Annotated in this window: 21 protein-coding genes; 10 read left to right on the top strand and 11 right to left on the bottom strand. The window is 64.3% G+C overall.

Going from position 1 to position 23,543, the window contains the following annotated elements; genetic code table 11:
- Nucleotides 1–419: 419 nt before the first annotated feature.
- The 5 genes from C480_RS00730 to C480_RS00710 all read right to left on the bottom strand — a co-directional run bounded on the left by C480_RS00730 (nt 420) and on the right by C480_RS00710 (nt 5,047).
- Nucleotides 420–653 carry a hypothetical protein gene (locus tag C480_RS00730; protein WP_006663708.1) on the bottom strand — a complete coding sequence of 78 codons (234 nt, stop codon included), beginning with the start codon at nt 651–653 and terminating at the stop codon, nt 420–422.
- Between the two features lie 318 nt (nt 654–971).
- Nucleotides 972–2,420 (bottom strand): class II fumarate hydratase, encoded by a 1,449-nt coding sequence (locus C480_RS00725; protein ID WP_006663707.1) that lies wholly within the window; start codon nt 2,418–2,420, stop codon nt 972–974.
- Between the two features lie 20 nt (nt 2,421–2,440).
- The gene (locus C480_RS00720) at nt 2,441–4,156 is read right to left on the bottom strand and encodes a PH domain-containing protein (protein WP_006663706.1); all 1,716 of its coding nucleotides are present in this window, start codon (nt 4,154–4,156) and stop codon (nt 2,441–2,443) included.
- A gap of 10 nt (nt 4,157–4,166) precedes the next feature.
- Nucleotides 4,167–4,628, bottom strand: coding sequence for a PH domain-containing protein (locus C480_RS00715; protein WP_006663705.1), 462 nt, complete (start codon nt 4,626–4,628; stop codon nt 4,167–4,169).
- Nucleotides 4,629–4,801: 173 nt separating this feature from the next.
- Complete coding sequence (locus C480_RS00710; protein ID WP_006663704.1) at nt 4,802–5,047, bottom strand: BolA family protein; 246 nt, start codon at nt 5,045–5,047, stop codon at nt 4,802–4,804.
- A 116-nt stretch (nt 5,048–5,163) separates the two neighbouring features.
- On the opposite strand from C480_RS00710, the gene C480_RS00705 reads away from it, so the two are divergent.
- The 3 genes from C480_RS00705 to C480_RS00695 all read left to right on the top strand — a co-directional run bounded on the left by C480_RS00705 (nt 5,164) and on the right by C480_RS00695 (nt 8,109).
- On the top strand, nt 5,164–5,658 hold the full coding sequence (locus tag C480_RS00705; RefSeq protein ID WP_006663703.1) for a DUF7523 family protein: 495 nt from the start codon (nt 5,164–5,166) through the stop codon (nt 5,656–5,658).
- Between the two features lie 84 nt (nt 5,659–5,742).
- A complete protein-coding gene (cysS, locus tag C480_RS00700) occupies nt 5,743–7,305 on the top strand; it encodes a cysteine--tRNA ligase (RefSeq protein WP_006663702.1) in 1,563 nt (520 codons plus the stop codon).
- Nucleotides 7,306–7,407: 102 nt separating this feature from the next.
- Nucleotides 7,408–8,109, top strand: coding sequence for a DUF6517 family protein (locus C480_RS00695; protein WP_006663701.1), 702 nt, complete (start codon nt 7,408–7,410; stop codon nt 8,107–8,109).
- Between the two features lie 96 nt (nt 8,110–8,205).
- On the opposite strand, the gene C480_RS00690 is transcribed toward C480_RS00695, so the two are convergent.
- Nucleotides 8,206–9,240 carry a presenilin family intramembrane aspartyl protease PSH gene (locus C480_RS00690; protein ID WP_006663700.1) on the bottom strand — a complete coding sequence of 345 codons (1,035 nt, stop codon included), beginning with the start codon at nt 9,238–9,240 and terminating at the stop codon, nt 8,206–8,208.
- Between the two features lie 210 nt (nt 9,241–9,450).
- Between C480_RS00690 and trkA the strand changes: the two genes are divergently transcribed.
- Nucleotides 9,451–10,800 carry a Trk system potassium transporter TrkA gene (gene trkA / locus C480_RS00685; RefSeq protein WP_394296348.1) on the top strand — a complete coding sequence of 450 codons (1,350 nt, stop codon included), beginning with the start codon at nt 9,451–9,453 and terminating at the stop codon, nt 10,798–10,800.
- Nucleotides 10,801–10,912: 112 nt separating this feature from the next.
- Here the strand turns inward: trkA and C480_RS00680 are convergent, their stop codons facing one another.
- The 3 genes from C480_RS00680 to C480_RS00670 all read right to left on the bottom strand — a co-directional run bounded on the left by C480_RS00680 (nt 10,913) and on the right by C480_RS00670 (nt 12,744).
- Nucleotides 10,913–11,176, bottom strand: coding sequence for an H/ACA ribonucleoprotein complex subunit GAR1 (locus C480_RS00680; protein ID WP_006663698.1), 264 nt, complete (start codon nt 11,174–11,176; stop codon nt 10,913–10,915).
- 52 nt (nt 11,177–11,228) lie between these two features.
- Nucleotides 11,229–11,510 (bottom strand): signal recognition particle subunit SRP19, encoded by a 282-nt coding sequence (gene srp19, locus C480_RS00675; RefSeq protein WP_006109107.1) that lies wholly within the window; start codon nt 11,508–11,510, stop codon nt 11,229–11,231.
- A gap of 64 nt (nt 11,511–11,574) precedes the next feature.
- Complete coding sequence (locus C480_RS00670; protein WP_006663697.1) at nt 11,575–12,744, bottom strand: PGF-CTERM-anchored ABC transporter substrate-binding protein; 1,170 nt, start codon at nt 12,742–12,744, stop codon at nt 11,575–11,577.
- A 60-nt stretch (nt 12,745–12,804) separates the two neighbouring features.
- Here C480_RS00670 and btuC point away from each other — a divergent pair, with 60 nt between their 5' ends.
- The 3 genes from btuC to gatE are packed head-to-tail and all read left to right on the top strand — an operon-like array spanning nt 12,805 to nt 17,486.
- Entirely contained in the window at nt 12,805–13,902 is a 1,098-nt protein-coding gene (btuC, locus tag C480_RS00665; RefSeq protein ID WP_006663696.1) for a vitamin B12 ABC transporter permease BtuC, read from the top strand.
- Nucleotides 13,899–15,524, top strand: coding sequence for an ATP-binding cassette domain-containing protein (locus C480_RS00660; RefSeq protein ID WP_006663695.1), 1,626 nt, complete (start codon nt 13,899–13,901; stop codon nt 15,522–15,524). The genes btuC and C480_RS00660 overlap by 4 nt, the downstream gene beginning before the upstream one ends.
- Nucleotides 15,525–15,581: 57 nt before the next feature.
- Nucleotides 15,582–17,486, top strand: a complete 1,905-nt coding sequence (gene gatE, locus C480_RS00655) for a Glu-tRNA(Gln) amidotransferase subunit GatE (protein ID WP_006663694.1) — start codon at nt 15,582–15,584, stop codon at nt 17,484–17,486.
- Nucleotides 17,487–17,731: 245 nt separating this feature from the next.
- On the opposite strand, the gene C480_RS00650 is transcribed toward gatE, so the two are convergent.
- A complete protein-coding gene (locus C480_RS00650) occupies nt 17,732–18,517 on the bottom strand; it encodes an RNA methyltransferase (RefSeq protein ID WP_006663693.1) in 786 nt (261 codons plus the stop codon).
- A 933-nt stretch (nt 18,518–19,450) separates the two neighbouring features.
- Here C480_RS00650 and C480_RS00645 point away from each other — a divergent pair.
- The 3 genes from C480_RS00645 to C480_RS00635 all read left to right on the top strand — a co-directional run bounded on the left by C480_RS00645 (nt 19,451) and on the right by C480_RS00635 (nt 23,170).
- On the top strand, nt 19,451–20,734 hold the full coding sequence (locus tag C480_RS00645; protein ID WP_006663692.1) for a Cdc6/Cdc18 family protein: 1,284 nt from the start codon (nt 19,451–19,453) through the stop codon (nt 20,732–20,734).
- Nucleotides 20,735–21,005: 271 nt separating this feature from the next.
- Nucleotides 21,006–22,292 (top strand): dihydropteroate synthase, encoded by a 1,287-nt coding sequence (gene folP / locus C480_RS00640; RefSeq protein WP_006663691.1) that lies wholly within the window; start codon nt 21,006–21,008, stop codon nt 22,290–22,292.
- Nucleotides 22,293–22,477: 185 nt separating this feature from the next.
- Complete coding sequence (locus C480_RS00635; protein ID WP_006663690.1) at nt 22,478–23,170, top strand: 6-hydroxymethylpterin diphosphokinase MptE-like protein; 693 nt, start codon at nt 22,478–22,480, stop codon at nt 23,168–23,170.
- A gap of 54 nt (nt 23,171–23,224) precedes the next feature.
- On the opposite strand, the gene C480_RS00630 is transcribed toward C480_RS00635, so the two are convergent.
- Complete coding sequence (locus tag C480_RS00630) at nt 23,225–23,434, bottom strand: hypothetical protein (protein WP_006663689.1); 210 nt, start codon at nt 23,432–23,434, stop codon at nt 23,225–23,227.
- Nucleotides 23,435–23,543 lie beyond the last annotated feature (109 nt).

Here is a 23,543-nt window from a genome sequence, read left to right as displayed (position 1 = left end):
GATGCCCCGTTCGAGCCAGCGTTACTGGCCTCGAGAACAGCTCCGAACACGACGGGAGACTGCAGGTGAACTCGGAAATCGAGACGGATCTTCCGGTATCTATTGGTGTGCTGTCTTCCGACCCGTAGATTCGAGGGTGAATACCGGATCGGCGAGGAGGTGTCGGATCAGTCGGCGACGGTAAACGACGGTCGCAATCGGGCGCTAGTACGTAGTGATACAACGATTCTTGGTAGTCATGTTATGTTTATGGTGTGTGATTTCGATCTAATAAATCTAATATCGCTATACCAATACGGTTCCCGCCATAACCGCGTGCGAAGAAGTAGAGTGGAGAACTGAAACAGAGAACTCAAGCGGGGGAGCACTCGAGGACTACAGGAAGAGAACGGGGTAGCCTGTGCTAGACGAGGCCGAGTTCAGTGCGTCGCGGCGCGGACGTCTTCGACGCGGTAGAGATCCTGTTGGAGGCCGTCGCCGTCGCAGTTCTCGTTCGGGCACTCGTAGTGCCACCCGTCCTGTGTGGCGTCGGCTTCTCGAAAACGGTCGCCACAGACCTGACAGAACAGTTGTCCGTCCTGACAGGTGTCGCGATGAAGTTCGAGTGCGAGTTCAGTCTGGAACGACTGGTTGCAGTTACGACAGGTGTGCATATTATGTCTGACGCGAGCATCCCCCAAAACTGCTTGGGTATTTTTATTCCGCAGAAATCATCAGTGATACGGCTCCATTAGGCTGATTCGTGATCGAGCGTTCGGAAACAAATACTGGTCAGGTGCTGATACTACGCAGAAACGAGTACATCGATTGTTGGTACGTGCAAGCACAGAGAGTGGGGCATACGAGAGCAGGAAGAACGCAACAATTCGCATCAGGGGTCAGAAAGGAGAGTGGCTTCCAGAGAGTGGTGTTGGAGAGGTGGTAGTAGAGAAGCGCAGCCGAAAGGAAAGACAGTCAGACGGAGTCTCAGATTAGTCGTCCTGACCCAAGATGCCGCGTTCGGTCATCTTCGCGGGATCGAGCACTTCGTCGGCCTCGTCCTCGTCGAGGTAGCCCTTTTCGAGGACGACTTCGCGGACGGTCTTGCCTTCCTTGAGGGCCGTCTTTGCGACCTCGCTGGCCTTATCGTAGCCGATGTGGACGTTCAGCGAGGTGGCCATCGCCATCGACTGTTCGACGCGGTCCGCGCAGTACTCCTCGTTGGCCTCGAGCGGGTCGACGAACCGGGTGGCGAAGACCTGGCTCGCGTTCGAGATGAGTTCGGCGGACTCGAGGAAATTGTGCGCCAGGACGGGTTTGTAGAGGTTGAGGTCGATCTGGCCCTCCGCAGCGCCGGCGGAGACGGCGGCGTCGTTGCCGACGACCTGTTTGTGGACCTGGTTGACGGCCTCGGCGACGACGGGGTTGATCTTGCCGGGCATGATCGAGGAGCCGGGCTGGTTCTCGGGCTGTTCGATCTCGCCGAGACCGTTGCGCGGCCCGGAGGCGAGCAGGCGCAGGTCGTTGGCGATCTTGTTCAGCGAACCCGCAACCACTCGGAGTGCGCCGTGAGCCTCGCTCATCGCGTCGTGGGCCGCCTGGGCTTCGAAGTGGTTGTCCGCCTCGCGGAACTGGACGCCTGTTTCCTTGGTGATGTACTCGGCCGCGCGGCCGGGGAACTCTTCGTGGGTGTTGAGGCCGGTTCCCGTCGCGGTGCCGCCGAGTGCGAGTTCAGCGAGGTGCTCGCGGGCCTTGTCGACGCGGGAGAGTCCCTTTTCGACCTGCGTCCGATAGCCGGAGAACTCCTGGCCGAGCGTGACCGGAGTTGCGTCCTGCAGGTGCGTGCGGCCGGTTTTGACGACGTCGTCGAACTCGTCTTCCTTCTCTTCGAGCGCCTCGCGGAGCGTGTCGAGCGCGGGGATGACGTCCTTCTCGACGGCTTCGAGGGAAGCGACGTGCATCGCGGTCGGGATCACGTCGTTTGAGGACTGGCCGTAGTTGACGTGGTCGTTCGGGTGCACGACGCGGTCGCCGATTTCCGCGCCCATGAGCTCGGCGGCGCGGTTTGCGATGACCTCGTTGGCGTTCATGTTCGACGAGGTCCCGGAGCCGGTCTGGAAGATATCGACCGGGAACTGGTCGTCGTGTTCGCCGGCGATGACCTCGTCTGCGGCCGCAATGATGGCCTGCGCGACGTCGTCTTCGATCAGGTCGAGGTCGCGGTTCGCCTGCGCGGCGGCCTTCTTGACGACGCCGAGCCCGCGGACGAAGCGGCGACTGAACGAGATTCCCGAGATCGGAAAGTTCTCGATCGCCCGCTGGGTCTGTGCGCCCCAGTAGGCGTCCGTCGGAACCGCCATCTCGCCGAGACTGTCCTCCTCGATGCGGAACTCGCCGTTGTCACCGGATTTCTCTCCGTCGCTACCGTCTGTAGATCCCATACGCGGGGCCACTCGGTCAGTCAGGTAAAATCCACCGAAACACCCGGATCGTCCGCGGCCGCGCGCTCCCGAAGCGCCGTTTGCAATCGCTCGCGGCTGGTCTGATGGGTCTCTCGCGCATCCGCGAGTTCGATGTCGTAGATCCGGGGCGCGGATCGGGTCATCGTCCGCGAACTCGCGGTGTCGATGACGAGCGAGGCCAGGCCGAGTCGCCGCTGGAAGACCGACCGGCGCGTCGAGACCGTCTGGATGCGGTAGTAGGGGATCACGGTCGTCTGTCGTTTCCAGAAGCCGCGGCGAATCACGATGTGATCGTCGCCGACGTAGTAGCCGAGGTGGACGTAGCGCAGGTGCGCCGCCGGCGGGACTGCGAGGAAGACAACGGCGGCGAGGTACCAGCGATCGAAGATCGTCACCTGTGTAATGCCGAACGCGACCAGAACGATCAGGCCGGCAAGCAGCGAGTACCGGGCGAGATAGCGCCGCCGCGCGAGCGGTGGCGGTCGCTGGAACGTCGGCGTCTCGACGCCGGTCAGGTTCTCCGTAAACGTGTGGACGCGTTCCCGTCTGGCGAGCGGGACGGCCGACTGACTGCCGCCGTTGCTGTCGGGGCCGTACCCGGCGGTCTCGACCCACAGCCCGGCGTAGCCGATCAGCCGCTGGAGTGGATTGTCCGTAATCGTCACCGACTGGACCTTCTCCGACGGAATGGAGCCGCTATAGCGCTGCAGCAGGCCGCGCTCGTAGACGAAGTCATCGCCGACCCGACCGAGCTGGAAGTCGTAGTACGTTCCGAACGTGTAGGCGACGCTCAACACGTACGTGACGCCGATCCCGTTCAGCAGCGAGACCAGCGTCAAGACGCCGTAACTACCCACCGTCCCGCTGCCGAGATCCGCCGGCCCGCCGACCGGTTCGGCCACGGTCAACAGGTATCCGAAAATCGAGTCCGTCGCGAGGAAGAAGACGAACATCACCCCTGCAACCGCCGCGGCCCGGACCGACGTAAACGAGTACAACAACAGTTCGCGCGGCTGCAGGGCGAACAGCGGCTGCCGCCGCTGCTCACTGAACTCGTCCGTACCCGTGTCACTCGGTTCGCCCGGTTCACCCGCTTCGCTCGGTTCGGGCCCCGCGGACGGCGAGGATGACTCGGAGTCGGGCGTTCGAACTGGAGTCGAAGAAGAGTCGCCAGACGGACCGGTATCGGCGAGTTCACTCGCGTCGGTCGTCGCTTCCGATTCCGCCGTCTGCTCGTCCCGAGACCGCCGCCGCTCCCGGCTGTCCGCAGTCCGGCGGCGGATCTCCCGCTGTAGTCGCGTCGCCTCGGCCTCGCCCACGAAGTTTAGCGTCGCTTCGCTGTCGCCGCCGCCGGCGGTTTCGATCGAGACGACGGCGAGACCGAGCACTCGCTGAATGACGCCCTGTTTGATGTCGACGTTCTGGATGCGCCTGTAGGGGATTTCGCGTGACCGACGGGCGACGACACCCGACGAGACATCGACGGTGTCCGGCGTCACGGCGTATCCGAATCGGTAGTAATAGACGACACCGTAGGCGACACCCGCGAGAAAGCCAACCGGTGCGACGAAGGGAATCCACCCTGCGCGAATCGGGTCGAACACGCCCGCCAGAACGAGAAGCAGCGTCACCGGGATCCAGAGCCAGACGAACCCGTGCTGCAGGGCGTACGTCACCGCGCTGAGCGGATGCAGTCGGTTCAGTGAGTCACTCATACTATCGAGTTCAGACGGCGTCGTCGGCCTCGCTCTCGACGGCGAGGTCGCGAAGCGTATCCTGTAGTTCTCGCGCGCGGTCAGGTGTGAGCCCGGGAATGCGAACGTCGGCGTTTCGCGTGCCGGCGGTGTAGACGACGACGCTCGAGAGGCCGAGGACGCGTTCGATCGGCCCGAACTGGGTGTCGACGTGCTGGACGCGGACGAAGGGGACGGCGGTTTCGACGAAGGTTACGACGCCGCGTTCGAGGTAGAGCGCGTCGGGTTGGAGGTCGAACTGCCAGACCTGGTAGCGCCGAACGGCGTAGGCGCTCCCGAGGACGATGCCCACGACGACGACCCCGGCCTGCGCGGCGACCGGCACGCTGATGAACAGCGAATTGACGGCGGCGAGGGCGATTCCGAGGACGACTGCACCGATCGTCACCTCGGCGATCCAGAGCAGTCTGATCCGGGTGTGAAGCGATTCCATACGACTATCGTATCAGGAGCGAAGGAGAAACCTGCGGTTCCGGATTCGAGAGTCGGAGTTCCGTTCGGCGCTGCATGCTGACTATCGACCACTAACGCTCAACTCTCGATTCTCGACGGGTTCGGCGGCTTCGGCTGAACTCGTCAGTACCGCCGGCTTCCGATTCCTGCCAGTCACTCCTCGTACTCGTCGGGCGTGTACGTCGAGAGTTCGAGCGCGTGAATATCGGTCGTCATGTGATCGTCGAGGGCGTCGTAGACCTGCTGGTGTTGCTGGACCAGCGACTGGCCCTCGAACGCGGGGGAGACGACGGTCGCTTTCAAATGGTCGTCGTCGTGTTCGCCGCGGGCGCGCGAAACCGTTGCCTCGGCGTCTGCGAGTTCCGATTCGATGATGGCTGCGACATCCGCTGGATCCATACAGAGAACTTGGACGCTCGGGGCAAAAGCGCCCCGGTCGCCGGCGTCGGCGAACGCTCGGCGTCCGAGCGCCAGTCGGCGTCTTTATACGCGCCGGGTTCGAGCACCCGGACAGAATGTCACTGGCAGCCGAGACGCGGCGTGCGGTCGAGGCTCACCCGTTTCTCCATACCGCCCTTCGAACGGGTGTCCTCAACTACACCGCCGCCGCGCGATTCCTCGACGTCGAGGGCGACGTAGACGCGATTGCCACGGCACTGCGTCGGTACGCCGACGAACTGCCGGCGTACGACCCCGAATCGCTCGGTGTCAGCGTCAGAATGGAAAGCGGCATCGGAATCGTCGACGGCGATGACCCCGCCAGTGAACTCATCACCGTCGGCGGCACGCCGTTTGGGTCGAACGGCGGCGATCTGACGGCGATCTACGCGACGGGTGCGATCGACGCGATGGCACTGGCGACGACACTCGAACGGCTCGCACTTGCCGAGATCGACACGGTGGCGGCCGCCGTCGGCGACGAGACGCTGATCGTGATCGTCGACCGGCTCGACGGCGCGAACGCGGTCCGGACGGTCGAGGATGCACTCGACCGCGTTCCTGCGACGTAGTCCGCTGTCTGCTGGTCTCGATACACTGTCCCCGCAGTACGGCATTGACAGCGTTTAACTACGGGCCACGGGTACACCTTCGTAATGACCCTGCACGTGACGAACACGTTGACGGGTGAAACGGAGCCGTTCGAGCCACAGGACCCCGAGCACGTCTTGCTCTACTACTGTGGCCTGACGGTCTCCGACCCACCCCATCTGGGCCACGCTCGCTCGTGGGTCCACGTCGACGTCATGCACCGCTGGCTCGAGTTCATCGGCTACGACGTGCGCCACGTCGAGAACTTTACGGACGTAAACGAGAAGATTGTCGCCCGCGTCGGCGAGGACGACCTGGGCGAGGAAGAGGCCGACGTGGCCGAGACGTACATCGGACGGACGCTCGCGGACATGCGCTCGCTCAACCTCCTTCGTGCGGAGGTCTACCCGCGCGTTTCGGAGCACGTCCCCGAAATCATCGACCTCGTCGAGACGCTGGTCGAGAAGGACTACGCCTACGAATCAAACGGCTCGGTCTACTTCGACGTGACCAGTTTCGAGGACTACGGCACGCTTTCGAACCAGGACATAGACGAGATCGAGTCCCAGGGCGATCCCGACGAGCGCTCGGAGAAGCGCCACCCCGCCGACTTCGCGCTCTGGAAGGCCGACGGCGTCGACGCAGACGCGGTCGCCGAACACCGCCACGAGGGCGTCGACCACGGCGGCGACCCGCCCGCGGGGCAAACCTGGGACTCCCCCTGGGGCGAGGGCCGCCCCGGCTGGCACATCGAGTGCTCCGCGATGAGCATGACCCACCTGGACGAGACGCTCGACATCCACGTCGGCGGCCGCGACCTCGTCTTTCCCCACCACGAAAACGAAATCGCCCAGTCAGAAGCCGCGACCGGCGAGCGCTTCGCCAACTACTGGCTCCACTGCGAACTCTTCCAGATGGACGACGAGAAGATGTCCTCGAGCCTGGGCAACTTCGTCACCGTCGACGAGGCGGTCGACCGGTGGGGGACGAACGTCCTGCGGACGTTCCTGACGGCGGGCTCGTACAACAGCACGCAGCTCTACTCGGACGAGACCATCGCCGAGGCCGAGGAACGCTGGGACCAACTCGAGCGCGCCCACGAGGCGGCCGCCGAGGCCGTCGACTCGCCGGACGCACGGACGAAAGTCGAAGACGAGCAGTTTCGCGCGGCCGTCGAGACGGCCCGGGACGAGTTCAGGATGGCGATGAACGACGACTTCAACACGCGCGAGGCGCAGTCGGCGCTGCTGTCGATCGCCTCGGCGGCGAATCGGCATCTCGAAGCGTACGAGCCGACGGTCGGCGGCAGCGAGAGTGGGAGTGCGAGTGCGAGTGAGAAAGCGGACGAGGACAAGGGCTACGACTACCGTGGTCTCCGCCGGGCCGTCGACGCCCTCGAAGAGCTCGGCGGGGTCCTCGGGCTCTCCTTCACCGGGGATACGACCGGAAGCGCCGCCCTCGCCGGCGATGTCGTCGATCTCGTGCTCGACGTACGCGAACGCGAGCGCGACGGCGGCAACTACGAGCGCGCCGACGACCTGCGCGACGAACTCGAGGCGCTCGGGATCGAAGTACAGGATACGGACGAGGGACCGACGTATCGGTTGCCGTCGGGCGAGGGGGAGTAAAGTAACGCTGCGGGCGGATTCGACAGCGCAGTATGCGGTATCGGGCCGTCACCGGGTGATGGCAGGCGCGGCTATTTTGCCGGCGCTCGTCGTCGAGCGCGTATGGAACGCCGGGTGTTCGTCGCAGCCGCCGCAGTGAGCGGGCTGGGACTGTCGGCCGGCTGTCTCGGCGGCATGCTCGAAGACGTGACCTCGGTTTCCGCGACGCCGGCGATCGTCTCGTCGACAGCCCTCGAGACAGCCGACTACGAGTATCAGGGTACGCGAGAAGTGATCGAAACCGAGACGGTCGCCGGCCGGCCTATCGAGGCGACGAACTACGCAAGTGAGTATACACGGACGATCGATGCGCTCGCCGGTCTCTTCGGCGACGAGACGCCAGCGGCCGGCGTCTTCGGCGTCGCGACGACGCCACAGATCGGATTCCTCGATACGCAACTCAACCCCATCAGCGACATGTCCAATGCCGAACTCGTCGGTCGCGTCCAGAACCGGTACGACGAGTTCACGATCGACGATCGCGTCGTCGAGCGACGGACCGCGGAGCCGTTCGGCCAGCCGATTACCGTCGAGACGTTTCCGGGGACGGCGACGCACGCCAGTATCGGCGAGGTCGATATTTTCGTCGACGTTGCCCAGCTCACCAGCGAGGGCGATCATCTCGTCCTTATCGGCGTCACGCCGGATATCCAGCGCCTGCAACGCGAGGACGAGGTCGACCGGATCGATACGCTCATCGACGGGGTCGAGCACGGAGACGGTCTCGACCGGGAGGCCGGCGACGTTGAACTCGTCGAAGAGTAGGCGTGGGCGTTCGAGTTCTGGAGAACGGTCGCAAGCGATTATCGAACCGCACCGACGACAGGCGAGACCGCGACGACAAAATGGGCACCGTACACCTTACAGACCGAGCGCGGCCGCGATCGACAGGCCGCTGGCGAGCGCACCGATGAGGTAGCCGCCGATAGCACCACCGTTGAGCAGCGGCAGGCCGGCGTGTGCCCGGCCGCGAACGACCATCGCCATGAGCGCGATGAGCCCCGCCATCGTTCCCAAAAGCGCGCCGAGTGCCGGCAGATTCAGCGTGAGTCCGGGGACGTCGAGGGCTCCTTCCTCGACGAAGTAGGCCGCGCTGACGACGAGGATCGTCGGAATGACGGCGTCGCCGAGTCCGATGAACAGCGCGTCACGCTGGCCCTCCCGCGCATCTGGAGCATCTTCTGGGGCGGTCTCGGGTGTCGTTTCGGCGCTGGTGTCGGCGTCGGGGGTGTCCTCACCCTGAACTTCGCTCTCAGCACCGGTTTCGTCCCCGTGTTCGTCCGCAGACGCGAGATACGAGTACGACAGCGTCGTCGGGATGACGAGCACGACCGGGATTTTGAGGTCCATGACGCCCTCGGCGAGATCGAGCATGTGCTCGGTGCCGTAGACGCTGATCGCATCGTAGATGGCGAGTACCGAGAGGAGCAAGAGTGCCGGAAGGAGGCCGAAACTGATCCCGAAGAGGGCGGCCGCTCCAGCACCCATCAACACGCCCGCGATGTCGATGACGTACCACTCGGGATAGAACAGGAGTGCAGCCCCGACGCCGACCGCGGCGAGGACGGCGAGGACGTTCACGCCCGCCGCCCCGGCGGTGACCACCGGCGGCACGAGTTCGGCGAAGACGTACCAGGCGATCATGACGCTGACGCCGATGATGAGCGCGCGGATGAGCCCCTGGAGGTCGTACTTGAAGGCGGCGAGCATGAGTGCGGTTGCGACGAGAATAACTGCGATGTAGGCGATACTATTGGTGGGGTCCTCGGGATTCTCGACGGCCTGGTGGCCGGATTCGTAGAACGGTTCCGTAAGGGCCAGGGCACCGAGCTGGACGCCGAGAAATAGCAAGACGGTTACGCAGACGGCAGCACCGACTCGCATCCGGTCGTTCATGGCGCGAGGTTTGGCGCGTGGTGGTATGGGTGTTTTCGTCTCCGGCTCGGTCGTCGCCGGTCGCGGTCGCGCTGTGACCGACTCCTCGTTTGGGATGTGCGGTGGACGGTTGAGGAGGTACGGTCAACGACTGAACTCGTCGCGACGACGGAGAAGGGCGTAGCAGTACGGTGCTCATTGACACGTCCCCACAAGATTTATTTCTATTCTTTGAGAAGTAAAACTATGCGCATCCTCATCGTCGGTGCGGGTGACGTTGGGACCAATATCGCACACGACCTCGCCGATTCGCACGCTGTGACGGTCATCGACCGCGATTCGGAACGGATCGATGCACTCACCGCTGACGCGGCGCTTGCAGGCGTTGTCGGTGACGGTCGATCCGTCGGGACGCTCGACGAGGCGGGCCTGTCCGAAGCGGATATCGTGGTGGCAAGCACCGATAGCGATTCGGCCAACGTGATGGTCTGCAATGCGGCGAAAGAAGCCACCGATCCGCATACGATTGCCCGAGTCAAGGATGTCGGCCTCTATCGCGCCTGGCAATCGTTCGACAAAGGCCTCGGAGTGGATGCAATGTTGTGTATCGATTTGCTCGCTGCACGGTCGCTCGTTCGATCCGTCGTATTACCGGGGGCAAAGGCCGTCGATACGTTCGCCGACGGAACGGCGGAAGTCGCCGAGTTCGACATCGGAGCGGAGACGCCCATTTCCGGTCAGTCAGTAGCCGAGGCCGATCAGTATCCGTCGGTGACGTTCGCCGCGATTATCCGCGATGGGGAGTTGCTTATCCCGAACGGCGAGACGGTCATCAAAGCGGACGATTGTCTCGTCGTCATCGGCAGCACCCACGGCGTGAGCCGGTTTGCGAAGGACGTTTCCGACCGACCGACGCTGCAACCGGATGATGACATCGTCATCGCCGGCGGTGACTCCCTCGGATACAACGTCGCTCGACTGTTCGAAGACCGCGGGTTCGCTCCGGAGGTCATCGAGCACGATCCGGAACGAGTTTCCCGGCTTGCCAATCAGTTGGGCACCTCGACCGTCGTCGAAGCCGACGCGACGGACGTCGACGGATTCGCACGGGACCACCTCACCGAGGCGGATCTGCTCGTCGGCACGGTCGACGACGACACGAACTACCTGCTCGCAAAACTGGCTCGTGAACTGGGCGTGGAGCAAACCGTCGAAGTTGTCGATAATCGCGACGTCATCGACCTGTTCGAATCGACGGGGCTCGACGTGGTGGTTCATCCGCAGGATATCGTGGCCGGGGAGATACTCCAGACGATCTACGAGGGCGGTTCCGAGAAGGTCGCCGTTCTGGAACACGATGAGGCGGAAGTTCTCGAGATCGAAGTCGACGAAGAGAGTCTCTTGGCCGGCAGTACGATCCAGGGCGCGGATAGCGAACTGCCACAAGAGTTCGTCGTCGGCGCGGTGATTCGTGGCGGAACGCTCCGAACGCCTCGCGGCGGAACCGTCATTCAAACGGGGGACCGCGTGATTGCGTTCATGGACGCCGCGGTGGCCGACGAGATTTCTTCGCAACTCTGACGGTCAGTTCTTCCGATTTCGCGGTGAGTGCATCCGATTTTGCGGGACGAACAGCGCTGCAGTTGTAACGGATCGAGAGCAAGACGGTGGCTGGGCACGTTGCTCCGCGGCGTTATCTGGCGTACAGCGTCGAGCCGACGAGCGACGGCAGGTGGACGTCGTCGTCCGGTGTGACGGCCAGATACGGCCGGTCGACGGGACCGAAGACGTCGACGACGCGGCCGACTTCCGCGAGGGAGTCGTCGATCGCAGTCGTGCCGATCCGGTGGCTGCGTTCGTCTTCAGCCGCGCCATCGTCGGTGCTGGTCTCGGTGGCATCCGCTCGCAGCACCGCCAATCCCTGGGACGTGCGAACGACCGTTCCGATTCGTTTCATTACGAGTTCAGTCGGGGCCGGTGAGTATGGGCGTTGCGTCTCGGGTACTCGGTTACTCGCGCATCGCGACGACGTACGCCGCCACGGCCTGGACGAGGTCGTTCTTCGACGAATCGTCCGCACCGCGGACGACGACGCGGCCGCGGTCGGCCCACGGCTCTCGCGAGTAGGCCTTGTCCCGTTCGATCGTCGCGTCGTAGCCGATCTGTTGGACGGCCTTTGCGATTTCGTCGACCGATGGCTCCTCGACCGCCAAGTCCTCGGACACGCGCCGTCCGTCGGCCCGCGAGAGGGCAACATCGAGATAGGCGGGCCAGATCACGTTCTCGACCATGCTCGTTCCTGTGTCGGGGGGTGAGTAAACCTTTTTCAACTTCGGTTGGTGCCGGAGCGCAACATCACCGAAGTCGCGTTCGAGCGCCGATCATAGCGAGCGCGGCGAGAGCGGCACCGATAGCCGCTGGCACGCCGAATCCGGGGATCGAGTCGCCGCCATCGGCGTCGTCACCCCCGTCTCCATCCGTCCCGCTATCGTTCGCGGCGGGTGAACTCTCGAGTTCGGCGCTGGCTTCCGCGTAGGCCTCGGGGTGGATTTCTTCGACGATGGAGACGACTGCGGAGACGACGTGGGGTGCGGGCTGGTTCAGTTGGTTCGCGTTGACGGCGACGACGTTGTCCTGTTCGGCGGCGGTGGTCGCCTGGAGTGCGTCTGGGATCGGTGGCTCATCGTTTGCGTCGTCGGGGTAGATGATCCATTCGGGATCCTCGTCGACCACCGTCTCCGAGTTGATGTCTCGGTAGCCCTCGATGCCGGCCTCCTCGGCGACGTTCTCGAGTCCTGCAGTCGTCAGCACGTCGTGGACGAACGTATTCGAACCGGCGGTCCAGCCATCGGGCATCGCGTAGTACGAGAGCGGCCGGTCGGCGTCTTCGAGCGCGGCGTCGACGACTTCGAGTTGGTCGTCCATCCAGTCGACGGTGTCCTGTGCGCCCTCGCACTCGCCGACGAGTTCGCCGGTTCGGAGGACGTTGTCGCGAACGTCGTCGATCGATTCGGCTTCGGCGAAGTGGTAGACGGTGAGGCCGGCCTCCTCGCGCAGGGTTTCGATGTCTTCTTCCTGCGTCGTGTTCCCGGCCAAGACGAGGTCCGGCTCGGTGGCGATGATCTGTTCGTGGTCGAGGTTCCAACCGCTGCCGATATTCGCGCGGTCGCCGCGGTCGAGTTCGCTCGTCGCGGGGCTGTACGGGAGGCCGTCGAGGCGATCCGCCGCGTCGATTTCGAACATCGTCTGGGCGTCGCTGGCCTGAAGCGCGACGACGGAGTCGGGTGCCTCGTCGATCGTGATCGTTTCGCCCGTCGCGTCGGTCACCTCGATCGGGTAGTCACAGGTTGGCGTGTCGTTCTGCGTTTGGATTGCGGTTTGTGGCTGTGCCTGTGCCTGCTCCTGCGTCTGAGGGTGTGTCTGCGTCTGTGGCTGTGCGAACGAGCCGGCAGCCGCTGCGGGCGCGGCCACGGCTGCAGCGACCACGGTGATGACGGTCAGTGCGAGGATGAAATGGCGTCGCATTGCACCGTGATGGGGCGTACTTCAACAAATATTTGGCTAAAGCAATCGTGGTTGTAGCGTATGTACCGACCGGGTCGGACGGCGTCGTGGTCGGCGGGGTTGACGGTTCTGCTCGTCGTCGTCGCACTCGGTAGCGCCGCGCTCGGCCCGGTCAGGATCGATCCGATAACGGTCGCGATGGCCGCGCTCAACGCAATCGCCGTTCCCACCGGCGTGTCGACGGGTACCACCACCGTTCCGGGGCTCGGTTTCTCGACGACGGTGCCGACGCTCGAGTTCACCGGCGTCTTCGATTTCGAGGTGACTGGATCCCACCAGTTGATCGTCGAGACGATTCGGCTCCCGCGGATCGCGCTGGCCGCGACGGTCGGCTTCTCGCTGGCCGCCGCGGGGACGGTCATGCAAGGGTTCTTCCGGAATCCGCTTGCGGACCCCTCGATCATCGGCGTCTCCTCGGGTGCGGCGGCGGGAGCCGTCGCCGCGATCGCGTTTCCCGTGCTCGCGCCGTTTTCGAGCGTTCACCTCTCGGCGTTCGTCGGCGCGCTCGGGACCGCGTTTCTCGTCTACGGGATTGCAACCGAGGGTGGGCGAACGCCGGTCGCGACGCTGCTTTTGGCCGGCGTCGCGATTCAGGCCTTTCTGGGTGCGTTGATCTCGTACATGCTGGTCCACAGCGGCGACGACTTGCGACGGGCCGTCGTCTGGATGATGGGCCACCTGAGCAACACCACCTGGGGCGACGTTCGCTTCGCGCTGCCGGTGGCGCTGCTCGGCGTCTTCGTTCTGGGAGCCTACGCCCGCGAGTTGAACGTGCTCTTGCTCGGCGAGGAGGACGCCCACCACCTCGGCGTGGACGTGGAACGAACCAAGCTCCTCCTGCTCGCGCTCTCGAGTGTCATCACCGCGGCGGGCGTCGCGGTCGCCGGCGTCATCGGCTTCGTCGGCCTCGTCGTTCCCCACATCATGCGGCTGATCGTCGGCCCGGATCACCGGATTTTGCTCCCGACGAGCGCGCTCGCCGGGGCGTCGTTCCTCGTCGCGACGGACACGATCGCCCGCATCGGTCCGGCCGAGGTCCCCGTCGGCATCGTCACCGCGTTCGTCGGCGCGCCGTTTTTCCTCTTCTTGCTCGTTCGCCGGGAGGTGCACTCGCTGTGACCGAATCGCCGACGCCGAGCGACGCCGACGCGGGTGAGCGCGCACGCGAGAACGCAGTAGAGTCGGCGACAGGGACGGAGACAGAGTCAGCGACGGCCGCGGAGACAGAGACGGCGACAACAGCACTCGAACCGGCGTCGATCGCCGTCGACGGTCTCTCGCTGTCGTTCGGCGAGGTGCCCGTGCTCGAGAACGTCTCCCTCTCGGTCGAGCCGGGCGAGTTCGTCGGCGTCGTCGGGCCGAACGGAGCCGGCAAGACGACGCTCCTGCGAGCGATCAGCGGCGCGCTCGAACCCGACGCGGGAACGGTCGCCGTGGACGAAGTCGACGTTCACGGCGTCTCTTCCCGGGCGTCCAGTCGGCTCGTCGCGGTCGTCCCGCAGGACACCGCGCTGTCGTTTGCGTTCCCGGTTCGGGACGTGGTCGAAATGGGGCGACACCCACATCGCTCCCGGTTTTCGTCGCCGACGCCCGCGGACCGCGCCGCGGTCGAACGAGCGCTCGAGCGGACGCGGACGGCGAAACTGGCGGACAGGCCGATCGACGAAATCAGCGGCGGCCAGCGCCAGCGCGTCGTCCTCGCGCGCGCCATCGCCCAGGAGACGCCCGCGCTGTTGCTCGACGAGCCCACGGCCAGCCTCGACGTAAACCACCAGGTCGAAACGCTCGAACTCGTCCGCGAACTCGTCGATTCGGGGCGGACGGCCGTCGCGGCGATCCACGACCTGGATCTGGCGGCCCGGTACTGCGACCGCCTCGCGTTGCTCGCGGACGGCGCGGTCCACGACGTTGGCACTCCCTCGAGCGTGCTCACGACCGACGCCCTCGCCGAGGCCTTCGACGCGACGGCGACGGTGACGACGAACCCGATCACGGGGACGGAAACGGTGACGGCGCTTCCCGACGCTACTGTGCGAGACTCGATCGCCACGGACGTCGAGGACGGGAGTCACGATAACGAGGATACCGACAACCCCCGCTCGACGCCCGCTCGCGTCCACCTCATCGGCACCGGCACGGCCGCCGCCAGCGTCCTCTCTCGGCTCGCCGCCGCCGAACTCGATCTCTCCGTCGGCCCCGTCACGCCCGGCGATGCCGCGGAGGAAGCCGCTCGGCGACTCACCGGCGAGTCGAGTTCAGCGGGCGTCGAGACGATCCGCGTCGATCCCTTCGCGCCGCTTTCCGCCGACGCTCGGGACGAACTCGCCGCGCGCATCGCCGCCGCCGACGCGACGGTCCTCGCCGATCCCGCACTGGGCGGCGAAACCGGGCGCGTTCTCGAACTCGTCGCGTCCGTCGAGCGGCCAGTCGTCGTGGACACGCAGCGGTTCGCCGATCGAAGCGGGGCGAGTACGGGCGGGGAGGGGACGACGAGCGAGGCGGGGGCGGGCAAGGTGGCGCGAACGCGGTACGAGGCCTGCCGGAAGCGCGGGATCGAGGTGCCACCAGAGAGCGTGCTCGAAGGCGTTGCAACCGCGCTTTCGGAGTCGGGGCGCACCGAACGGCCCTCCGACGCCGGACTGCCCGCCGGGGGGACGATATCGGACGATAAAGGGGCCCCTGCGAACGCGGACAGCGCGGCGGACGGCCCGACGCCGCCGCACGAGTCGTCGGACGACTAGACGCGACCAGACCGCAACTGGACGGTTTTTTACCCCTCCGTCACCGACTACCGCGCAATGACCGCACGCGAACGCGAGACCGAGTACGATTACGACGAACTCGGCCTCGTCGCCGGGCTGGAAATCCACCAGCAACTCGATACGGCGACGAAACTGTTCTGTCAGTGTCCGACCACCCTTCGCGAACCCGAAGAGGCAGCACGGACGTTCACGCGCTACCTCCACCCCACCCGAAGCGAACTCGGGGAGATCGACGAGGCCGCCCTCGAAGAGAGCCGCGTCGACCGCGAGTTCAGCTATCTCGCGTACGATTCGACCTGTCTCGTCGAGGAGGACGACGAGCCGCCTCACGAACTGGACGCGGAGGCGCTCGAGACGGTCCTCGAGATCGCACAGTTGATGGACATGTCGCCCGTCGACCAGGCCCACGTCATGCGCAAGATCGTCGTCGACGGCTCGAACACCTCGGGCTTCCAGCGCTCGACGCTCATGGCGACCGACGGCGAGATCGAGACCAGCGAGGGCGCGGTCGGCATCGAGGACCTCATGCTGGAGGAAGAAAGCGCCCAGCGCGTCGAAGAGACCGACGACGGGGTTCGCTACAGCCTGGATCGGCTCGGCATCCCGCTGGTCGAAATCGGCACGCGACCGGACATCTCGACGCCCGAGCAGGCGCTCGAAGCCGCGGAGCGCATCGGCATGCTCCTGCGCTCGACGGGCAAGGTCAAGCGCGGCCTCGGAACGATCCGCCAGGACGTCAACGTCTCCATCGCCGACGGCGCACGCGTCGAGATCAAGGGCGTCCAGAGCCTCGACGACATCGACGACATCGTCCGCACCGAGGCCGCCCGCCAGGTCGAACTCGTCTCCATCCGCGACGAACTCGAAGCCCGGGAGGCGTCCGTGGGCGAGGTGCAGGACGTGACCGCCGTCTTCGAGGACACCGACAGCGGCGTCATCGCCGGCGCGCTCGACGACGGCGGGTCGGTCGTGGGCGTCCCCCTCTACGGCTTCGACGAACTCGTCGGCCGAGAGATCGTCCCCGACCGACGACTCGGCACTGAACTCTCCGATCACGCCAAGCGCCACGGCGCGGGCGGCATCTTCCACACCGACGAACTCCCGGCCTACGGCGTGACCGACGACGAGGTTGCGGCGCTGCGCGACGCGGTCGGCGCAGGACCCGAGGACGCCGTCGCCATCGTCGCCGCCGATACCGACGTAGCCGAGGCGGCGATCGAGGCCGCCGCCGAACGGGCTGCAACCGCGCTGGAAGGGGTCCCCGAGGAAACCCGCGGCGCGAACGACGACGGCACGACCCGCTATCTGCGCCCGCTTCCCGGTGCGGCGCGGATGTACCCCGAAACGGACGTGCCGCCGGTCGAGCCGGACCCGAGCGAGGTTCCCGAGCCCGAACTGCTCACCGAGAAGGTCGAGCGCTACCGGGACGAGTTCGGTCTGGGCGAAGGGCTGGCCGAGCAGGTCGCCTACGGCAAGCACATGCCGCTGTTCGAGGAGGTGGTTGCCGGCGGTGACGGCGACGGCGACGGCGTCGATCCCACCCTCGCCGCGACGACGCTCGAATCGACGCTCACTGAACTCCGGCGCGACGACGTTCCCGTCGAACGGCTCACGGAGACGCACATCGTATCGGTCCTCGAGATGGTCGAGAGCGGGGATCTGCCGAACGAGGGCGTGCCGGACCTGTTGACCGCGCTGGCGGCGGAACCCGATCGGACCGCCGAGGAGGCCGCGGAGGAAGCCGGACTCGGCGGGGCCGACGAGGCGGCGGTGCGAGAGGCCGTCGTCGAGGTCGTCGAGCGAAACGAAGAACAGGTCGAAGCGGAAGGGATGCAGGCGTTCTCCGGGCTCATGGGCGAGTGCATGGGCGCGCTTCGCGGGAAGGCGGACGGCGACCTCGTGAGTCAGTTGCTGCGCGAGGAGATTCAGAAGCGAGCGTAAGCGCGTCGTCGCGCGTCGACTGTAGATAACCGTCCCGGAAATCTCAGACCGGCGATGGCCACCGGCACTACAACCGTTGGTCCGGTGATTGTCGATACGGTCGGCGGCGCTCGTTATCCTCGTTTCGTTTGGGTAACGTATCGAGGGGAAAGACGGACGCCGTTAATCGGCCGATCGGCCGCTCCGTACTACCGTCACAGTACTGAGCAAGTATTGATCGTTTTTAGGCACTGAGCGGTTCGCCTTCAGTCCCGTTCCGCCGGCCGCTCCGCCGCCCGACGAACCAGACCGAGGAGCGAGTTCGCCTCGCGCTCCGTGAGGTCGGCGCGACCGTAGATGCGACGGAGCATCCGCATCGTCTTCTCGCGCTTTTCGGGCGGGTGGTTGATCGTTTCGAGTAATTCGCTCCACTGGTCGTAGACCCGATCGATCGTCTGTTCGGACGCGCGAACTCGGTCGACATCGGGGAGTTGCGTCTCGTCCGCCTCGAGTGCGAGCGACCGCAGTTCGTAAAGCGTGACCGTCGCGGCCTGGCCGAGGTTGAGGACGGGATACTCCTCGTTCGCTGGAATCGAACAAATCTCGTCGATTCGGGCGAGTTCCTCGTTCGTCAGACCGACGCGTTCGCGGCCGAAGACGAGCGCGGTCGGCGCGTCGACGGTCGGGAGTCGGTCGGCGAGTTCAGCGGGCGTCGAGAACGGAAATCGAATGTGGCTGCGGTCGTCTTCGTTCGTGACGGCGGTACAGCCGATGGTGTGGTAGGACGAGACGAGTTCGTCGAAAGAGAGTTCGGTCGCGTTCGGGAGGACGTCCTCGCGGGCGTGGCCGGCGAAGCCGTAGGCCTCGCCGTCGGGGTCGAGTTCGGGCGGGTCGACGAGTAGCAGATCGGAGAATCCGAAGTTTTTCATGGCCCTGGCGATGGTGCCGACGTTGCCGGAGAATTTGGCGTCGACGACGGCGACTGCTGGCGGCGTTCGGTGGTCCGGAGCGGACGCGTCGGATCCGTTCGAAGAGGAGTGAGTGTCGGTCATGACGGCTGGAGTGGGTGTGTACAGAGTATCGAGCGAGCGGTCAAAAGTGACGTGTTCGTCGGTGCGGTCGAGTTGCCGTTACGATCGACCGCCGTCGCTGTCGAGTCGTCCACAGTGAGAGTATTGACGGCTCTTGTTCGGATATCTCGTAGCTGTTGTGTTCTCTCAGGGGTGTCGTGTTCTGTCTCTCTTGTCTAGAACGGTTCTAGTCTAGCTAGACTAGCTAGATCTAGCTCTACTAGATAGAGCTTTCTCATACCGTCTCGTTTCCCGCTTTCGCGTTGTGTTCCCCTCTTTCACCCGTGTCGAACCCGCTCCCGTCCGCAAGCAGCGTTTGAAGACACAAATCGGCGGAATAGCGAACATGTTGTCGCGTTGTGGAACAGGGACACACCACCCTCGCGTTTGTAACGCCGTTTGCGTGGGGAGGGTCTGTGTGACAACACACCTGTCTCGCGGATGTAAAATCCGCTTCGGAACCCACAGTATTTTCCGAAATAAGGGCTTGCGAGAATACCACCCCACCCCTCTCGGCGTTACATCCGCGACGGGGGTGTGTGTCCCGACGTACCAGCCGCGCCAGCCACCGTCGAAACGCTGCTCCTAGTTTTATCACTGAACTCGTACGGATTCTCCGGCAGTCAGGTGACTGACTCCGGTTCCGGAAACGGATTCTTAGCGCCTGCTTTTGCGCTCGGATCGCGCTTCCGTGTCGGGGATTTACATCCGCGACGGGGGTGTCGGGGGCGCGGGGTCATCGTGCGAACTTCCACGCTCTCACGGGTGTCGTTAGAAGCGCGAGGCCGGCTATTCCGGTCCTATCCTTCGTACTGCTTCTATTGTGGCGCTTGAGGCTCGAACAGCCCTTATTTACATCCGCGATCGATCTCCATACCTTTATTTCAGTCCAGTTGGAAGACACCCGGTACTGCAATGTCCGCCAACGACGATCGTGACCCGCTCTTTCGGTACGACGATCCGGTCTTTGCCGACGAGCGATTGCTCGAAATCACGCATCTGCCCGGCCCGGACCGCATCGTCGGCCGGGACGAGCAGATGCAACGGGTGGCGGACGCGCTGAACCCGGCCATCTTCGGGAGCGAGCCAAACCACCTGTTCATCTTCGGCAAGACCGGCACCGGCAAATCGCTTATCTCGCGCTCGGTGACCAAGCGCGTGATCTCGGAAGCCCGACGCGACGACGTGACGGTAAAGTATGCCTTTATCGACTGCGGCGAGCAGAACACCGAGGCTTCGATCATCAAGACGATCGCCCAGATCGTCAACGACTCGAATCAGAGCGGCATCACCGTTCCCGACCGTGGCCTGGGCACCGGCGACTACTACAAACGCCTCTGGCAGGCCGTCGACCAGTGTACCGACGTAACCATCGTTATTCTGGACGAGATCGACATGCTCGAAGACGACGAAGTCCTGCGCAAACTCTCGCGGGCGGGCGAGAACCGCCGTATCTCGGATTCGAGCATCGGCATCATCGGCATCTCGAACAAGATCGACTTTCCCGACCACCTCTCCGAACGCGTCAAATCGAGCCTCTCCCGCGACGAACTCGTCTTCTCGCCGTACGACGCGAATCAACTGGTCGAAATTCTCGAAAAGCGCCGCGACGCGTTCCACGACGGCGTGCTCTCGGGGGACGTGATCCCGCTGACCGCAGCGCTCGCCGCGCAAGAACACGGGGACGCGCGCAAGGCGATCGACATCCTCCGGAACGCGGGCCGGATCGCAAAAAAGCAAAACGCCACGCGCGTGACGGCGGATCACGTCCGCGACGCCAAAGAGAAGACCGAAGCCGACCGGTTCAACGAACTCATCGAGGGTTCGCCACAGCAGGCCAAAGCGATTCTGTACTCGCTGACGCTGCTCACCGAGAACAGCACGGAAAAGGAGTTCCCAACGAAGATCATCTACAACCAGTACAAGGAAGTCGCAAACCGACTCGACTTCGACGTGCTCTCGGAACGCCGCGTGCAGGAGATCCTCCAGGAGCAGAACTTCCTCAACGTGATCCAGTCCGAACGCGAGGGGCGGGGACGCGGACGCGGGGCGCACGCGAAACACCGGTTGCTCGAGAATCCGTCGATAGTGAAGAAGGTCCTGTTGCGCGATTCACGACTCGCGCCGCTGGAGGAGGGAGCGAGCGATGAGCCCCAGGATACGGACGACGAGCAATCGAGTGTAGGTCACTGGGCATAACTCTCAGTGACGGTCAACATTCGAGTTCACCGTTATCGGTCATCTCTGGCTGTAATCAGCCGCCTCTAGTCGTTTTAACTCAGATCCAGTTGTCACCGGTGATCAGTGGACGGTCACTGCCTCGGGTACCCTCACTCTTCGCTGGGCTGGTTCCTGTATGACGCTCCGGAGGACCGTTTCTCACCGTTCGAACATCGTTCGTAACGTGATCCGTGCGTAGCCGCTTCGCCGCAACCGCGTCGATTTTCAGTCTCCGCTCCTCACTCGGGGTATGAACAGTGTCGACGCGGCCGGACTCGGCATCGGCGACGAGTTCCCGCCGCGGATCATGGGTGTGTTGAACGTCAGCGAGGAGTCGCCCTACGATCCGAGCGTTTACGACGACCCCGGCGAGGCGGCCCGGTACGTCGACGAAGAACTGATCGACGAGGGTGCCGACATCGTCGATATCGGTCTCGAATCTGCGAACAAACGCTTCGACGTGCTCTCGGCCGACGAAGAACTCGACCGCCTTCACGTCGCCCTGGAAACGATCGAAAGCGTCTCCGGCGATGCGATCTTCTCGATTGAAACTCGCTACCACGAGGTCGCGGACGCTGCCCTCTCGCAGGGGTTCGACATGGTCAACGACATCGCCGGGTTCGCCGATCCCGAGTTGCCTGCAGTCTGTACAGACCACGATGCACCTGTCGCGAAAATGGCAAGCCCGCCGGATTTAGAGCGCCCCGGCGCGGTCGAGGAAACCGACTGGGCGGCCCGAAAATCTCCGTCGTGGGCAGCCGAGGCCGACTACGTCGATCAGGTCTACGAGGCGCTCAAACAGAACGGACTCACGGACAAGACGATTATCGATCCCGCATTCGGCGGCTGGAGCGAGGCACAGACGCTCGAAGACGACCGGGAGACGTTCCGACGGCTCCGCGAGTTCCGCGCACTCGGACGGCCGGTACTGGTCTCGATCAACCGGAAGAACTTCCTCGGTACGATTGCGGACCGCGAGACCGAGGACCGACTCCCGGTTAGTCTCGCGGCAACCTCGATGGCGGTCGAACGCGGTGCCCACGTGATTCGAACCCACGACGTGGCAGAAACGCGCGACGCGGCGCGTATCGGCGCTGCGTTCACTGAACGGGCGAGTTCAACAACCGAGTCCGTCACCATTTCGAAACTCGATATCGACTCGACGCGAACGTTCCGCCGCCAGCTCGCCGAACGCGGTGTCGATCCCGACGTTGCGGACGCGTTCCAGACCCACGCGATCGAACTCGAGGGGCTGTCTGCAAGCCAGCACGAGCGGGTGGCGGCAGCCGTCGAAACCGTTCGCTCGGAGCGTGCAAGCGCTCGCACTAGTGATCGTGGACGCGGTAGCCGTCAAGGTACTAGCGCCGACGGTGACGACGGGGGTCGTGCGGCCCCCGTCGCACTGTTCGAGACGGCTGATAACCGTTCGCTCCTTGTCGGAACGATAGCCGGACTTTCGGCCGTTTCTCGCCGTCTCAGGTCGTCTGGAGAGGGTATCGGTCTCCTCGGGCGCGAACTCGACAACCTACTGTCGTAAGAGAAAGCTTATACCGAAGGCTTCGAAATGGAAGACTGGACGCCGGGCGGCCTCCCGGGTAGGGGTACTTTGGAGGCGACCCCCGGCCCACAACACGGAATTATTGTGGTGTTACGTTTTGCAGTGGCGACGCTGGGGTCGTCGAAGTCGAATCACACAACTGTACGCGCGCCCATCTCTCGATAATGGAATTCGATTGCTGGAACCCCGTCTACGAGCAAATCCGTCGCGAGTTCGGCTACGAGCGCAGCGGCGACGAGCGGGCCCGCGACGTGCTCGCCTCGCTCACGACGCCGTTCGATCTCGACGCGCTGTCGTCGATCGACGGTGCGGTTGTCGCCATCGCAGGTGCCGGCCCGTCGCTCGAAACCGATCCTGAACTCGAGCGAGCGCGGGCCGCAGATGTGGTTGTCGCGGCCTCGACAGCGGTCGACGTGCTCGCGTCGAACGGCATCGAGGTGGGCTGTATGGTGACGGACCTGGATAAGAACCCGGAGACGGTTCGACGACTGACCGCGGACGGTGTTCCGGTGGCAGTTCACGCCCACGGCGACAATATGCCGGCGATTCGGCGCGTCGTGCCGGATTGTGCCGACGAGTTCGTCCTGCCGACGACGCAGGTGAAGCCGCGGGGACCGGTCCGGAATTTCGGGGGTTTCACCGACGGCGACCGGGCGGCGTTTCTCGCGGATCACCTCGGCGCGGCCCGGTTGGATTTCGTCGGGTGGGATCTCGACGACGAGACGGTGAGTTCGATGAAAGCGCGGAAGCTTGCGTGGGCGGAACGGTTGCTCCGGTGGCTCGAGAGCCGCCGTGAGGAGCGGTTCGGTGTGCTCGATGGGCGACGAGAGGCGATCGATGCGTTGCCACTGGCGTAAGGGTTTCTCTCTCTCTTTCTCTCTCGCGACCCGCTCCAGAAGTGTGCTGTCGGATTACTCGATTCGATACGTGACGATTTCCGTACAACCGCAGGTTGGGCAGACGGTATCCGGTGTGTCGGTCGTCCGCCCGCAGCGACGGCATTCCTCGATCGTTGTCGTCTCACCGCGTCCGAGGAGAACGGATTTGACCGCCTCTCGCATCGATGATTTTGCCCCCCAGCCAGACCGGTGCTGTCTCGTCATACCCGATCGATCGATCATATCATAGTTCGTTATTGTCCGGTTACGGTGACTGAAGCCGCTGGTAACCAGTCGTCGACTCGGTTTTGTCGGGGACGTTCAGAATCAGTACTGATACACTGTTGATACG

Origin of the sequence: Natrialba aegyptia DSM 13077 (genome assembly GCF_000337535.1) — an archaeon.
GTDB classification, from domain to species: Archaea; Halobacteriota; Halobacteria; order Halobacteriales; family Natrialbaceae; genus Natrialba; species Natrialba aegyptia.
The sequence above is the reverse complement of the archived record's forward strand: the minus strand, read 5'-3'. Positions and strand labels throughout refer to the sequence as shown.

Bases quoted from the DNA above. Each gene is read 5' to 3' on its own strand.
- C480_RS00730 (WP_006663708.1), bottom strand. From the start codon at position 653: ATGCACACCTGTCGTAACTGCAACCAGTCGTTCCAGACTGAACTCGCA.
- C480_RS00725 (WP_006663707.1), bottom strand. From the start codon at position 2,420: ATGGGATCTACAGACGGTAGCGACGGAGAGAAATCCGGTGACAACGGC.
- C480_RS00720 (WP_006663706.1), bottom strand. From the start codon at position 4,156: ATGAGTGACTCACTGAACCGACTGCATCCGCTCAGCGCGGTGACGTAC.
- C480_RS00715 (WP_006663705.1), bottom strand. From the start codon at position 4,628: ATGGAATCGCTTCACACCCGGATCAGACTGCTCTGGATCGCCGAGGTG.
- C480_RS00710 (WP_006663704.1), bottom strand. From the start codon at position 5,047: ATGGATCCAGCGGATGTCGCAGCCATCATCGAATCGGAACTCGCAGAC.
- C480_RS00705 (WP_006663703.1), top strand. From the start codon at position 5,164: ATGTCACTGGCAGCCGAGACGCGGCGTGCGGTCGAGGCTCACCCGTTT.
- cysS (WP_006663702.1), top strand. From the start codon at position 5,743: ATGACCCTGCACGTGACGAACACGTTGACGGGTGAAACGGAGCCGTTC.
- C480_RS00695 (WP_006663701.1), top strand. From the start codon at position 7,408: ATGGAACGCCGGGTGTTCGTCGCAGCCGCCGCAGTGAGCGGGCTGGGA.
- C480_RS00690 (WP_006663700.1), bottom strand. From the start codon at position 9,240: ATGAACGACCGGATGCGAGTCGGTGCTGCCGTCTGCGTAACCGTCTTG.
- C480_RS00680 (WP_006663698.1), bottom strand. From the start codon at position 11,176: ATGAAACGAATCGGAACGGTCGTTCGCACGTCCCAGGGATTGGCGGTG.
- srp19 (WP_006109107.1), bottom strand. From the start codon at position 11,510: ATGGTCGAGAACGTGATCTGGCCCGCCTATCTCGATGTTGCCCTCTCG.
- C480_RS00670 (WP_006663697.1), bottom strand. From the start codon at position 12,744: ATGCGACGCCATTTCATCCTCGCACTGACCGTCATCACCGTGGTCGCT.
- btuC (WP_006663696.1), top strand. From the start codon at position 12,805: ATGTACCGACCGGGTCGGACGGCGTCGTGGTCGGCGGGGTTGACGGTT.
- gatE (WP_006663694.1), top strand. From the start codon at position 15,582: ATGACCGCACGCGAACGCGAGACCGAGTACGATTACGACGAACTCGGC.
- C480_RS00650 (WP_006663693.1), bottom strand. From the start codon at position 18,517: ATGACCGACACTCACTCCTCTTCGAACGGATCCGACGCGTCCGCTCCG.
- C480_RS00645 (WP_006663692.1), top strand. From the start codon at position 19,451: ATGTCCGCCAACGACGATCGTGACCCGCTCTTTCGGTACGACGATCCG.
- folP (WP_006663691.1), top strand. From the start codon at position 21,006: ATGAACAGTGTCGACGCGGCCGGACTCGGCATCGGCGACGAGTTCCCG.
- C480_RS00635 (WP_006663690.1), top strand. From the start codon at position 22,478: ATGGAATTCGATTGCTGGAACCCCGTCTACGAGCAAATCCGTCGCGAG.
- C480_RS00630 (WP_006663689.1), bottom strand. From the start codon at position 23,434: ATGATCGATCGATCGGGTATGACGAGACAGCACCGGTCTGGCTGGGGG.